This is a genomic window from Flammeovirga aprica JL-4 (assembly GCF_012844305.1).
Lineage (GTDB): Bacteria > Bacteroidota > Bacteroidia > Cytophagales > Flammeovirgaceae > Flammeovirga > Flammeovirga aprica.
The window spans coordinates 42,199-57,253 of sequence record NZ_JABANE010000060.1; the positions used below are offsets into that span (position 1 = coordinate 42,199).

7 protein-coding genes are annotated in these 15,055 nt (G+C 35.0%); all 7 read right to left on the minus strand.

The window, feature by feature from the left end:
* Positions 1 to 55: 55 nt before the first annotated feature.
* Entirely contained in the window at positions 56 to 9,103 is a 9,048-nt protein-coding gene (locus tag HHU12_RS20190) for a T9SS type A sorting domain-containing protein (RefSeq protein ID WP_169658550.1), read from the minus strand.
* Positions 9,104 to 9,387: 284 nt separating this feature from the next.
* Positions 9,388 to 11,139, minus strand: a complete 1,752-nt coding sequence (arsA, locus tag HHU12_RS20195; protein WP_169658551.1) for an arsenical pump-driving ATPase — start codon at positions 11,137 to 11,139, stop codon at positions 9,388 to 9,390.
* Between the two features lie 250 nt (positions 11,140 to 11,389).
* Positions 11,390 to 12,478 (minus strand): ACR3 family arsenite efflux transporter, encoded by a 1,089-nt coding sequence (arsB, locus tag HHU12_RS20200; RefSeq protein WP_169658552.1) that lies wholly within the window; start codon positions 12,476 to 12,478, stop codon positions 11,390 to 11,392.
* A gap of 31 nt (positions 12,479 to 12,509) precedes the next feature.
* The gene (locus HHU12_RS20205) at positions 12,510 to 13,130 is read right to left on the minus strand and encodes a low molecular weight phosphatase family protein (protein ID WP_169658553.1); all 621 of its coding nucleotides are present in this window, start codon (positions 13,128 to 13,130) and stop codon (positions 12,510 to 12,512) included.
* 31 nt (positions 13,131 to 13,161) lie between these two features.
* Positions 13,162 to 13,494: an ArsR/SmtB family transcription factor gene (locus HHU12_RS20210; RefSeq protein WP_169658554.1), complete on the minus strand. Its 333-nt coding sequence runs from the start codon at positions 13,492 to 13,494 to the stop codon at positions 13,162 to 13,164.
* 82 nt (positions 13,495 to 13,576) lie between these two features.
* Complete coding sequence (locus tag HHU12_RS20215; protein ID WP_169658555.1) at positions 13,577 to 14,077, minus strand: hypothetical protein; 501 nt, start codon at positions 14,075 to 14,077, stop codon at positions 13,577 to 13,579.
* Between the two features lie 174 nt (positions 14,078 to 14,251).
* Entirely contained in the window at positions 14,252 to 14,752 is a 501-nt protein-coding gene (locus HHU12_RS20220; protein ID WP_169658556.1) for a hypothetical protein, read from the minus strand.
* Positions 14,753 to 15,055: the final 303 nt, after the last annotated feature.

Here is a 15,055-nt window from a genome sequence, read left to right on the forward strand (position 1 = left end):
TTTATCAGTATCAGCAAGGTGTTTCAATATTAACTTCTGTAAAATGCTTAATCGCTTATTCTACAATTAGTCTTGTAGATCTTACAGTTTTTCCTGATTTCAATTTCAATACATACACTCCTCTCGGTAATTTATGCAACTGAAGTTGTTTCACTTGACTGTCACCATAAGACCATTTATCACTTAATACTTTATATCCTAAAGCAGTATATAAATTGATCTCTACATCGCCTTTCCAAGACTTCAACAATACGTTGACTTTACCATCTTGTACAGGATTTGGATATACGGTAACATCAGCTACTTCTTCACCTTCCATATAAACCTGAACAGGATCAAAAACTGTTGTTGTGCCATCAAAATCGATTTGAACCAATCTGTAATAGCTCACTTGATTCAGAACGGGAGCTTTATCGATAAACTCATAATCTAAACGAACATTAGAATTACCAGCACCATCAATCACTTTTAATGAACTCCAATTTTCACCATCTATTGACCTTTGAAGTTCGAACTCCTTATTGTTATCTTCTGATGCAGTCGCCCACTCTAAACGAACTTGGCTTTCCTCCGCATAGGCATCGAATGAGATTAGTTCTACAGGTAAATCTGTAGATTCATCAACAGCTCCAATTGCTAAATATTTTTTACTAAAAGATACACCATAAGTTTCAAAATAATCATCTGTATTATGCAAAGGATCACCAGCTCTTGTCCATTCATCACGTGAGAAACCAAAAGCCCAAACTGCTAATGTATAACTAGAGCTTTTACCAAGCGTTTCATAATATGCAAAGATATCAGCCTCACTTTGTTTATCGGCTGCGTCCTCTCCCTCAGCAATATCAGTAACTCTCCATTGATAGTCTTGAGATATAACTGTAAGTTTTGTTGTCTCATCAATGATGGTTACATCTTGAGCATTTGGTGAATGTTCAACAGTCCATGTTTTTTCTGTTGTTGCCAATCCTCCATTATTATTATTAGTTACATAACGAACTTCTAATTTTCTTTGAGAACCACTTCCTCCAACATAGTATAAGAAACTATCACCTACTTCCATTTTTTTAGATAATGGTCCTTCCACCCAAGAATTACCAGTTACATCACTTGATTCTCCTAATATCAATAATGAACCATCAGTATTTCCGCTGTTATTTAAAACTGAATTCAACGTCAATTTTGTTACTTCTTTTGAACCTGAAAGAACTACATTTCCACTTGACTTATTGATATTCAATTCACCAATTTGTTTACCATCACTAGATTTAAAATCACCTGTGAAAGATTGATCACCTGAAGAACCATTGAAAGTAAGCGTAGCTCCTGATAAGGTTGCAGTGGTTATTCCTTCGTCCACAAAGTTTCCTCCAACGGTTAACTCTGAACCAGAACTAACTTCTAAAGCCGAACCACCTTTAAAAGTAATATTGCTATCAACGTATAAGTCTGATGAGTTTTCAACTTTCAAAGTACCTGTAATTTCAGTGTCACCTCTAACAATAAACGAGCTTGAAGCTACATTTAATGATGCTCCCGATTCCACTGATACATCCCCGCTTGCTATAGAAGCAGAACTAGATTTCAAAATACCATTATTAGTAACCAAAATATCATTAATGGTTGATGCTGTACTAAGTTCAAATTCAACATTATCGATCTTCAATTCTCCAGAACTAATATTGAGCCCGTTACCATCTGGCAATTCCCATACTTGATTTGAACCCGTTCCAGTTAATGTTAAACTACCAATTGTCAACTTTTTGTTGTCAGCATCTGCATTCAAATTCAACAATGGATTTTCTGCATCTCCTTCAACTACAATTCCTCCTCCAGCACTATAAAATTCACCCCAGTCTGCGAATGGCATCTGACCAATATTCGAATCATTAACATAGAACTTAACTGTTCCGCTTCCTTCTACTTCATTGAAAAGAATATTCTTATCATCTACATGTACTTCTAATGTACCATTAATAATAGCTCTGTAATAAGATTTAAAACCTAAATCACCATCACTAGTTACCAAATTAACACCAGAAGGCACCTCTAGAATAGTCCCTGAAGTTAAGTCTGTACTTAAGTCGTCATAATCACCTCCACCATCAGTTGAATATTCCCATTTACCAGAAGCGACATCATCCAATCTTGCATCAGTCACTCCATCTTTTATCTTATATCTAATAATGTTATCAGGAGTTGCATCATTTTCTGCTGCAAAGTAATCACCCGAAATTAAAGGACTGTTCAAGCTGATTTTTATTTTATTGTTATCCAAGTCATCACTTAAACCATCTATAACATTAACCGGCTTTTTAATATTTGCATCTTTGTCAATAATAACGCCCTGATAATTTCCGATTGTACCATTTACATTACTTTCCTTAAAATATAAGGATACATATCTATCTTTTGTCACTCCCACTTCTGAGAAGTCAAATTTCCAGTATTGAGATAATGCATTTTGAGTTACGCCTTGAAATTCTGCTACAGTATGCATTTTGTTGATCGGTTTTACATTGACTGTAACACCATCAAATTCTCCAAAGAAACCTACAGGGGCATAAGTACCAGAGTAGCCAATAGGAATTACTTTTTCAGTTGTGATGTCAGTAGAAGGCAATTCTATTTGAACACCTTGTGCATTTACACCTCCATTTAGCTGAATCATTCTATCTTTATCAAAGCCCGCCGGAGCATCTAATACAATATCAACACCAAGATTTAAACGGTATTTATCAATATCTAAAACGCCATTGGTGAAGACAATTTCATCAGCCACTAAAGCTAAATTATCTACTAATTTCACGCCTTCAGTATTATCTATTTCCATACGACCAATACTTCCTGTTATTTCAATAGATTGCGTACTTGTACCGTTCAACTTAATTCTTCCTGCACCTGTAGTTGTATGAGCACCATTGATGGTAAGGTATCCTCCAACATTGATGGTATTTCCATTATCTGAAAGCGTTCCTGAACTAATGGTTAAATCCTTAGTAATTGTTATACCTGAATTCATACCCACAGTTGCACCGCTCGTAGCAACAATCATATTCTCAGCCGTAATTGTCTGTCCTCCCGAAATAGTCTGAGCATCAGAACTTACTAAACTTATTGTGGATGTTGAGGCAGAAAACGTTCCCTCATTTACAATACTACCAGCAATTGAAAGATTATTCCCGTTTAGATTAAGTGTTGTTAGTGATGGAATTTCCAGATCCCCTAACATTTGCACATCATTGATTTCAACATTTACTGTAACATCAGCGACCAATTCCAATTTACCAATTTCATTGGCTAACACTGCTTCTATCGTTTCAGTTGTTGTGTTATTTCCAAGCTTAATTTCAGCACTTTCAGAGACCGTAGAAGAAGACGCATTTATATCTATTTTTCCAGATGCAACAATGATTTCACCTCCAGTAAAATTAAATGTTGATTCACTACCAACAACTTCAAATGTTCCTCTTTCAGCACTATTTGGGTTGCCTTGCAAACCTGTTGATAGCGTACCACCCGATTGATTATAAGTAAGACTTCCATCATTACCGGCCAAGTCTCTTCTCAATTCAGATCCAATATTTATAGCTCCTCCTGTCAATTCAATTTCACCTGAAACAGCATAAACAATAGAATTATCTTCTCCTGCATTTGATAAATTTAGACTACCTCCTGCAACTGTCAATTTACCTCCTAATAATAAATTTGCTTGATCTCCCGTGATATTCACTGCACCTTGATTGATGGTTATTCCAGCTGTAGATGCCAACTCCCAATTTGATGCTGGAACTGCAAAAGGAGTAATATTTATATCAGCATTATCTAAAATTAGTGTACCATTTGATAATGTGATAAGCTCAACTGTTGTACTTGACGGTAACGTGAAATTCGTTGACATTGTAAATGTAGAAGCACTTGTTGTTCCTTTATTCATTACAATTTTATATAATTCCGGAACTACTTCAGCAGTATAGTTATTGATAAAAGCTCCGTTATCTTCACCTTGGAATTCCAAAATTACCTTGTTGCCTGTCTCACCATTATACAGATCAAACACAATATTATTTTGATCACCAGCACTTATACTAGGAATCTCAATTCCTCCTTTAACAATTAATTTATGCTCAATGTCGTCAGTACCTTCTGTTAGAATTTTATTTTCAGCAGTGCTTGAATTATTAAAGATGTTATCCATCTTTATATCCTGACATGACAACTGTATAGAAGTAGGTGAATCAAATATTAATTCACCATCTTGTGAGGCACCAATGTTAAGTGTACCTTCTATATCAAGACTTTTGTCTAACCTTAAAAAGGCTCCTTCAACAATTAATCTTTTCACTTGAACAGTCTCTGTAACTGCATCATCAAAGACAAACTCTCCTCCTTGATCAGAACCGCCTCCATATAGTCTTAATATTGGATATTTAGGATAAATAGGAATAACAAAATCATTAAAAGGAGTGCCTCCATTATTTCCTGATTGATTCTGAATCATCAACTCACTTCCCTCTTCACTTAGGAAATCGTTCATATCATTTCCATACAAAACACCTCTATTTGTTCCATCAGTATCTGTACCACCATAAATTCTAAATCGTCCAATCCCTTCTGCTACTCCTACTGTCAATTCCGAATTATTTAATATCTGAATATCAGGTAATCCATTCGTGTTATCTTCTTCGTAATAAGTATTTGATTCACTCACTTCCTCAAACCTTACCAAGGCTACGTTTCTTTGAATGTTACTCATCTTTACTCTATGTCCTGCACCATCTACAAACCTAGAGCCATTCCAAGTACCATAACCAATTACAACAATATCACCTTTCCCCGGTTCACCAGAGTTTTCTGAAACTGTTCCTGGTCCAGTAACTTTCCAATTTTCATTGGTTGTCCATCGTTGATTTGCATCCCAAGTTGCAGTTCGAATTACTGAACTCCCATCAGCACCAACTCCCATAAATGAGTAATAAACTTGCAATGCTCCTGTGAATTGATCAGGGTGACCAGCTGAATACATTCCTACAACTGGTTTAGATGCAGTCGAAAGCTCTATTGTATTTGTGGCATCATCTACAGTTCCTAATACAGACCTTGAATAGTCACCTTCCAACAAAATTCTAGATGCTTCATAATCTGACTCAGTTCCTACAACATCTTCATCATTGTAATTTAGAGTCAAAGTGATATCAGGTTTATTTGAATCGTCAGTATATCCATAAGCATTTGACTTCCAATAATAATCTAAAAGGTTAGTGTTATTATCTGGATCGGCAGCAAAGTCTACCAAACTTCCATTATTAGTTGCCAATTGGATAAAACCAATTTCGGCTGTATTACTTACTAAAATTGAAGCGGGAGTGTATTTGTAACTATCAGCTACTGGTATATCAAATTCAGATGCTAAAGGATAAAGATAGGTACCATCAGCATTGATTAAGTATGTTAAACCTCCATCAGATGATTTACCAGTACCAACAATAACTTTATTATTTGTACCAATTGCATTCCCTCCTTCATTATGAACACCCAAAGCTCCTACAACAACACCGTATTCATTCGCTTTTATCACCCCTTCTTCCCAAGTCAACTTTGTTACGTATACATTTTTGGATAAGTTAAAACCATCTGTATTATTTATCCATAAATGAGTAATACCCACATTTGTTGTATCTGCAATTTGATTTTCAACTAAATCATAACTCGAAGTAATATTCTGTGCTGTACCTGCAGAACCATTCAATTTTAGATGTCCAACAGACGACGACCTTCCTATCCTTCCTTGAAAAGATAAGTCACCTTCAAGCTCAATAGCATAATCAGTATAATCAAACGTTCCTTGCGTTAATGATAAAGAGTTTATTACTTTTAATCGTGTATTTCCATCAGCTGCAGTATTACTAATATCTCTCAATTCAAAAATATCCGTAACGTTTGGTAAATCAATAACCAAATTATTGATTTCATAAGGAGTATCTGTATCTCTCACATCTATATAGTGGTGCTGTACATTTCCATCCGTATCAACACTTGACCCGTTAAATGTCAACGTATTATTTTCGTTGATATTTAACTGAGTATCATTGTATAAAGTAAGATCACCGCTTATTATAAGATCATGAGTTCCTACTTGAAGATTACTATTCTCTTCTATTACTAAGTGATTCAAAACATTCAAATCACCATAAGAACCGTTGGCAAGTGTAACATCTCTTGAAGAAAAATCAGTGGTGACTGTTAAATTATAGAAAGGAATAGCTGACTTAAAACTTACAGCTCTATCCGTATTAATATCAAAAATAATTTCACCTCCAGTAACGTTGTAAAAACCGTCACCCATAGCAAAGTCAGTCAAGAAGTCCATGCCACTGTCTTCATTATGAATTGTGATTTTACCTCCAGACATATTAAATGAATTGGTCTTGTAAGGAAGCGAAAGAGCTGCAACATTACTGCTTGGTACATGACCATAAATTGTCATTTCTCCACCCGACATTGTAAATGAACCTTGGTGATCCTCCCCTAAAACGGAAGTCTTTATTTGGTTCAAAAATACCTGTCCTCCTTCTTGTACATAATACCCTCTCTCTCTTAGTGTAATACTATTATGATTACCATTACTTGTACCATCGTAGTTCAAACCAATATTTAACCTACCGCCTGAAACTAAAACACTTCCATACACAGTTAATGCATTCACAGGACCAAAGTTGATATCTGCCCCTTCGTCAACCCATAGTTTACAACCAATTCCTAAATCATAGTTGTCTGTTGTGTTCGCATAACTTGGGATATAAATATTTTCACCGAAACGAAGCGTACCATACTTTAAAACAAACATACCATTGCTTGTTGTCATTCCCCCTGCATTGCTACCAGTACTTGAATTTGAATGTGTGTTATAACCATACATTTCAAAAAGACCAGTAGAACCTGCACTTATGCTTAAATTATAATAATCTGAAGTTCCTTTATCTACAACTAATTGATACAAAATTGTAGATCCATCAGCAACCAACTCTTGATGTTTATTATCAGCATCAAAAGTCACAATTGCGTATTGTCCAGAAAGGTTATTGCTAAAATAAGTCTCTAAAGTTGTCAAGTATTCATTCGAACCAAAATTATCAATCTTAGCTCTATTGGTCAATGCAATTGTTCCAGAGTTATATAAACTGTTTTTGAATACAACATTGTGAACTACATTATCAGTACCGATACCTAGTGCTCCTTCACTTTTTATTCTTGTATTACCATTGACAGTTAAATCAATCCCTGCCCCAGTAGCATCACTAGTACCTAAAACAACTTTACCTTTTTCAATCAATAATGAATCTGACAATGATAATGGTGAAGAAGTATCAATTACTAATTCATCTGCTGTATTATCTAAATCAACGTGAACTATATTATAGGAATAGCTATTGGTAAGTGTTGTACCTGTACCTTTAAATTCTACAATACCTCCATCTTCTGTAAGAAAACCTCCAACATCTGTTGCGGTCGAAGGAGAAGGGAAATTATCACCTTCGATCTGAATCGTCCCTTTTCCAAAAACACCTTTGAAGCTGTGTCCAGTAGTTGAACCTACCTTCAACCTTCCACCTTTACTTACTTCAATATCCGCCGCTGTAATATTGTTGGTATTCAACGTTACTTCATAACCAGAAAGTATGACAAAATCGTCTGCTTCAGTAATTACTGCTACATTTCCATCAGGTTCACCTGAAGGGTTTGTAGTCCATATATCTTCATCCCAATTTCCTGAACCCTTTGTATAAAAAGCTTTAGGAGCAGGAGGTGCTATGGTATAAAATCCATCGCCATCATAATTAGTATTTGACACCGTAAATGAAACAATGTCAGTCCCTTTAAAACTAGCTGCAACATCTGCCACTTCAACGTAATCGGAACCATCATTGCTATTATAAACTAAGAGGTAATCACTTGCTTGTCTATCTTCTTCATTATTATCCTTACCTTCGTAATTTTTTATATTAAAATCTAAAGTAAAATCCAGATTTCCCTTTTTCTGTATATAAAATCTCTTTGCCCAAAGTCTGTTTTTCTCTGGTGCAAATTCGAATTCTAAACCACTTTCATCTGTTTCTCCTAAAATGATGTAATCTCCATCTGATGTACCTGAAGTTGTCAATTCGATAACAGATGAAGGATTTCCTCTATCCGGTGTATAATCCCCTCCATCATTACCATAAACAACAACATTTTGATTTGGTGAAGTGTTACCACTAAAAAGTTCATCTGTATCTGATTTTTCACTATGTGTAAAACCATATTTTGCAGTAAGATAATCGTTAACTCTTAATCTTGTCACAGGATCTAGACCAGATGCTTTATTATAAATAATCACCTCTGCTATATATCCATTCCATCTCAAATTGGACGAATAATTTGCTCCGCCTACTGTACCAAATTTATGAGTTGATGTATTGGTTGTGTTTTTATCTAAAGGACTTAATAAACCACCATCTGAAGTAAAACTTGTTTCATTACTTTCATTTCTCTGAAAAGAAATCAAACCCCAATTATCTGCAATAGGCCATGGTTCTTTGTCTGTATTACTTAAATTATTATCTGGACCTCTAAAATAAAACTGTGCACCATCCCATTTACCATACAATGCTCTTGTCGTATTTCCACCTGCATAAAAACCAACGTCATCAAAAGTATCATTAGCTTTCAAAACTATAAATACTTCATAGTTTTCCATCAAGAATTCAATATCATCACCAGCACTATTTCGCAATAGCATACCATAATGGCTTGCTGATGGAAATAAAACCGCAGGTCGATTTGAAATTTCTGAAACACTTGCCTGATAAGTAATACCATCAGAGATATTTCCGCTGTATTCATTCTCAACATAATAACCAGTATTTACTCCAGTTACGGTATGAGATTGATCCAACCATTTGTCCATTCTTAGTACTGTACCATCGCCATTAATGTCAGTATAATCATCAGAAGTAATAGCATCTGCCTTTAACCAAAGCGTAAGTCCATCAGCGGGAATTTCATTTTGGGCAAAAATATTTACAGATAGCATCAGATAAAATAACACAAAAAAGTACCTCATAATTGAGGGTACGAAAACAGTTATTCGTAGCATAATTTATTTAGTAAAGAGTTAATCTTGTTCGAAAGAAAAAGTTTTGTTTTGAATCTAGTTGTAATGTAAAATCACAACGATGTAATATTTTATAACACAGTATGGAACAAAACTCACGCTTTTTTTTGAATTATTAAAGCATTTTGTAATATTTTTTAACGATAAATGAACTTTTCTTCAAAAATAAAAAAAGCCTAAAAATGAATTAACTAGACTCATTTTTAGGCTTATGCTAAGCTAAAAGGAAATTTTTAAAGCATCTCAGCAACTATTTTTTCTTCTTTGATATAATCAATCTGAAAGGCATTATTTGTTGAAACAGACTTTACACTGGCAATTAATTCTTGCTGATGTTTTCTTTTTTGTAATAAAATTGGGTCTGTAAATTTATACGCTGTTGGTAACGATTGGTTAATCACCCACGCATAAGGATAAATTTCTGCTCTCTCCAAATCACTTTGTAAACTTTGAGCTTCTCTGATTGGAGTCGTTTCAGGTAAAGTCACCAATATCACCTTTGTAATCTTCTGATCCTGTATCATCTGATAAGGTGTATGCAACTTTGAGGCGTCAATATTACTTTGCTTTACTACTTGCTTATGATAACTTCCTGTTGTATCCAATAATAGTAAAGTATGACCTGTTGGTGCTGTATCCACAACTACGAATTGTCTCTTCGCACTTCTGATTGCTTTTGAGAAAGCATGAAATACTGCAACCTCTTCTGTACAAGGTGAATTAAGATCTTCTCTAATCAATTTAATCTGATCTTCCGTTTTTCCTGCTCCTCTCTGTGCTACTGCTTTTTCAATATAAATTTCAGTTTCAACTTTAGGGTCGATTCTCTCAACCGTCAATATAGCAGGAAGGTCAACAATCTGTCCTGTATAATCAGTTAAATGAGCGGCCGGGTCAGTTGTAGTCAATGTTACTTTATGACCACGATTGGCCAATGCAATGGCTATAGCTGAAGCTGTTACTGTTTTACCAACACCGCCTTTTCCCATTGTCATAATCAAACCATGACCATCTTTTTCAAGATCATCCACCAAATCAGTCAAATTTGGGGTTTTCCCCATTTTCACTTCTTCAGTATTTTCACGCTCAAGAATCAGCTGTTGCTTTTCTTTAGAAAAAACAGAACGTAATTTTTCAAGACCTAAGATATTATAAGGAAGTAAAGGGAACTCTTGAACTGGTAAAGTGGAAAGAGTTTGAGGAATATTTTTTAATTGGAATTTTGCTTTTTCTGCAATTTGAACAGCAAATTCATCTTCTAGATTAATAGGTGTATAAATACCATTTAAAAGCAAACGCTGATTGTTCATCCCTAACTCAGCCAGCTCTTTTGCAGATCTAGCCGCTTCTTTTAATGAAGTTTCCTCAGCTCTTGCTACAAGATAAAAAGTAGTTTGGTTAGGATCTTTTAAAACCTCTACCACTTCTTTATAACGCTGATGATTACTCTTTAATGCAGTCGACGGACCAATGCAAGATGCACCTTCATTGTGATCAAGAAAATCACTCCAAGCGTCAGGCAACTCCAACAATCTTAAGGTATGCCCTGTAGGTGCGGTATCAAATACAATATAATCGTACTCCTCAGGGTTCGCTTCTCCTGAAATAAATCTTGTAAATTCATCAAATGAAGCAATTTCTACTGTACAAGCACCAGAAAGTTGTTCCCTTACTTTATTTCTGTAAACAGGTGTAGCCAACATTCCTAATGAAGATACAGCTCTATTTTTATAAGATTCTCCCGCTTCCTCTGGATCAATATTAATTGTTGATAAATTTGATAAATCAGGGTGCTTCGCAATTTTTTTATCACCTACTTCTGTTGCTAAAACGTCAGTAAGATTCGAAGCAGGGTCAGTACTTATTAATAAGACTTTGTTACCTTGATCTGCTAATTGAACAGCTGCAGCACTTGATAATGAAGTTTTTCCTACTCCCCCTTTACCAGTGAAGAATAAGAATTTTGTATCTCTGAAATCCATCATATTTTGAAAAAAGGTAACCTATGTGCTAGGAAAAAGAAATGAAATAATAATTACGTGCACCATGACTGAAGTCATGGGCTGGTGATATTGACTCCGACAACACTAAAGTGCTGCTTCCGTTACAAACCTTCAAGACTTTAGTTTTAGTTAGGTTGCAGTATCACCTGCCCATAGTTATAACTATGGTGCACGAAACACTCAATTACTTTTTCCTAGTACTTATCCTTAAGAATAAATTACCTTTGAATAATTACTTGTTTGTATAATATCTCTTCCTGAACCAAAAGGCTAAATTGACTAAGGCAATTAATGCAGGCACTTCCACTAAAGGTCCAATTACACCTGTAAAAGCTTGACCTGAATTGATTCCGAAAACGCCAATAGCCACTGCAATTGCCAACTCAAAGTTGTTTCCAGTTGCTGTAAATGCAATAGAAACATCCTTTTCATAATCTGCTCCGAAGTATCTTGCCAACATAAAACTCACGACAAACATTACCACGAAATAGATCACTAATGGAATAGCGATTCTAACAACATCCATTGGAATTTCTACAATCATTTGTCCTTTTAAGGAGAACATCACCACAATTGTGCTTAACAATGCAATCAAAGTAACGGGTGAGATTCTTGGAACAAATTCTTTTTCAAACCACTCCTGCCCTTTAGCTTTAATCAGAATTTTACGGCTTAAGAAGCCCGCTAGGAAAGGAATACCCAAATAGATAAATACACTTTCAGCAATCTGCCCCATTGTGATATCTACTACAGAACCATCAAAACCAAATAATGGAGGCAATACTGTAATAAACACATAAGCATAAACACTATAGAACAAGACTTGGAAAATACTGTTCAATGCTATCAAACCTGCTGCATATTCTGAACTTCCTTCGGCTAAGTCATTCCATACAACCACCATTGCTATACATCTTGCTAAACCAATCAAGATCAAGCCTGTCATGTATTCAGGGTAATCATTTAAGAAAATTAAAGCTAAAGCAAACATCAAAATCGGTCCTACGATCCAGTTTAAAACTAAAGAAACTGTAAGTACTTTCACATTCGTAAAAACCTTACCCATCTCTTCATATTTCACTTTTGCTAAAGGAGGATACATCATCAAAATCAACCCAACAGCGAGTGGAATATTTGTAGTGCCCACAGACATATCATTGATAGAATCTGCTACTCCTGGAAAAAAGTAACCGATTCCCACACCAATTGCCATGGCTAAAAAGATCCAAACTGTTAAGTAACTATCTAAAAAGGATAGTTTCTTAGGTTGTTTTTGAGGGCAAAGCGGATCTTGTCCCTCTATTTCTAGTTCCTTGTTCATTACTATGGAAGTTATTTCTTTATTGAATGGATTAAATTACTGAGAAAGCATATAACAACTCTCTTGCAATCTGACGACATCTTTCGTCATACTTATCTTCTTGTTCCGGTGTGCCGTCAAATGCTTTTGGATCTTCAAACGGTAATGATATTCTTGTTGCACCGGGAATAAAAGGACAGTTAGCATCTGCATGACCACATGTCATTACAGCTCCAAAACCAGACTGTGCATTAAAAGCATGATCATATTTCTTTGAAAAAGCGATAATAGCAGGTTGGTTCTCATCGTATTTAATGGCATAAACCGGATTTGCTTCTTCTGATAATTTCTGAACGCTCAAACCTGCTCTCTCTAATGCATTGGCTGCAGAAGGAAATAAAGCAGTTGCTTCAGTACCGCCAGAATAAGCAAAAACATCAGAAAAACCGTAGTGGTAAGCCGCCACTTGAGTCCACACTTGTGAAAGGTGGCTTCTTCTAGAATTGTGAGTACAAATTAAAATGAGGTTGGCCAATCCATCTTCTGCTAATTTCGTTTTCACAAAATTTGAAATTACCTCAAGTGCTGCTTTTCTCTCTTCTGAGATAAGGTGAAACTCTTCTTTTGCAGATGTGATGTACTGCTCTAATGTTGAAACCGTTGCGTTTTCCATTTTTATCTATTTTTTTTAAAAAAATTCTAAATTAACAAGCACAGCTTTTACCAGGTGTGATCTGATCCGAAGAGGAATTGAAAAAATCCTTGATCTTATTCCAAACCTCATCATTAATACAATAGGAAATACAGTTGCCTGTAATAGTACCTTTGATCAATCCTACTTTCTTTAATTCCGAAAGATGTCTTGAAACCGTTGACTGAGCAAGTGGTAAGTGATCTACAAGATCGCCATTGATACAATCAGGACTATTAATTAAATATTCCATGATGGCTAATCTCGCTGGATGCCCCAATGCTTTCAGTATTTCTGCCATTTGAGTTACTTCAGGAGTAAACCCATCAATTTTTGTTATTCCCATATCGCAATATTACGATATTAAAATATAGAAAGGTGTATATTTAATGTTAACAATAAGTAAACGAGGCATAAATCACTCTCTGTCACCAAGGTAAAATGTAATTTAGATCAACTGAGAAGCAATATTCTTTTTGTGTGATATTATATTCAAGGGAGGAAGTAATAGAAATCGCATGTTTAGGCGTCACTTTTAAAACATAAGTCCCTGCCAGACCTGTAGACCAATCTCCATCAGAAAATTGATATTCCTGTCTTTCATTTTCGTTATTTAAAAAACCTTTTGCTATTCCTGAACCTATGGACCATCGATCATTTATTTTGTAACCTACCATATAAGCAACCGTCACATTTTGCAAGTATCTATTCTTATCTTTTTCCTCATCCCACATCATAGCAACCCCTGTCGAAAAAGGAGTATTTTTAATCGCTCTAGAATAATCTATACTAAAACCATAAAAGGGATTATCGTTTGTCATATTAACTCCCCTGCTTACAGAAAAAGAAAAGGAATTGTACTTTTCTTGTGCGTATGATGAAACAGAGATAACTACTAAAGAAAATAGAATAAGGATTTTTTTGATCATAACACTTGAGTTTATAATAATAAAAGTGTGTATGATCCTTTATTTCCCTATTCTATTTATAATTATTTGAAGGAAGAGGATACCGTGTAGGGATGTTGCATTACATCGTCCACTGAACCATCATAAAACCACTTTACGAACCACAACAATGCAATTATCTTCATTCTTATATCATCATTCAGGAAGCTCCCATTCTTCCCAAGTAATCAATTTTGTAAATTTTGTGGTAAACTGATGCCCTCCTAAAAATACAAAGGCAACAATAAACAACACATCAATGATCAGGTAGTAATACCACATTAATGAATCAAGTTGAAGCATCTCCACAAAACCAGGTATATATAAAGGAACAGTCAGCGATAATAACCACAGAAACATGATGGCTAATGCTAAATTATATTGTCTTTTAGTCGCAGGGTATCTCCCTTCAGGTAGTCCTAGCAATTTTTTGATCTTATTTTTAACGATTGTAATCCCCTCTTTTCCAGCTAAAGCCGAACCTAAAACTAGAAAAACCTCAGGACCACCCACCATAAAAAGAGCAACCAATGATGTTGTTAATGTCGAAGAAAGATTTAATAATGGTATTAGTAGCCCGATAAGGGGAGAGATAAAACCCAATACAATTAATACAATTCCTATTCTGCTTCGTAATGATGTTTTTTCTGAACTCATATGAATAATTTGAAGATTGAGAAGCAATATAAGGAATTGAAGATTTTTATGATGATAGTTTAAGGCATTTCAAAGTAAGTACTCTGTCGAAATTAACTTATATCTAGTTTTCTATTTAGTTTTTGTGAGTATGAACTAAGTATATGACAAAAAAATGACTCTCCATGAAATTGATTAAATTTGAATTTCGACATACAAAATTTATCAATTATGGAGAGTCAACACGAATATACGAAATTGTTTGAAAAAATAAATTCACAGATCAAAATCAACAAAGCTAGATTAGATTGTTTGACATATCTA

Excerpts from the sequence above, each read along its gene's own strand:
- HHU12_RS20190 (WP_169658550.1), bottom strand. The coding sequence starts at position 9,103 with ATGAGGTACTTTTTTGTGTTATTTTATCTGATGCTATCTGTAAATATT.
- arsA (WP_169658551.1), bottom strand. The coding sequence starts at position 11,139 with ATGATGGATTTCAGAGATACAAAATTCTTATTCTTCACTGGTAAAGGG.
- arsB (WP_169658552.1), bottom strand. The coding sequence starts at position 12,478 with ATGAACAAGGAACTAGAAATAGAGGGACAAGATCCGCTTTGCCCTCAA.
- HHU12_RS20205 (WP_169658553.1), bottom strand. The coding sequence starts at position 13,130 with ATGGAAAACGCAACGGTTTCAACATTAGAGCAGTACATCACATCTGCA.
- HHU12_RS20210 (WP_169658554.1), bottom strand. The coding sequence starts at position 13,494 with ATGGGAATAACAAAAATTGATGGGTTTACTCCTGAAGTAACTCAAATG.
- HHU12_RS20215 (WP_169658555.1), bottom strand. The coding sequence starts at position 14,077 with ATGATCAAAAAAATCCTTATTCTATTTTCTTTAGTAGTTATCTCTGTT.
- HHU12_RS20220 (WP_169658556.1), bottom strand. The coding sequence starts at position 14,752 with ATGAGTTCAGAAAAAACATCATTACGAAGCAGAATAGGAATTGTATTA.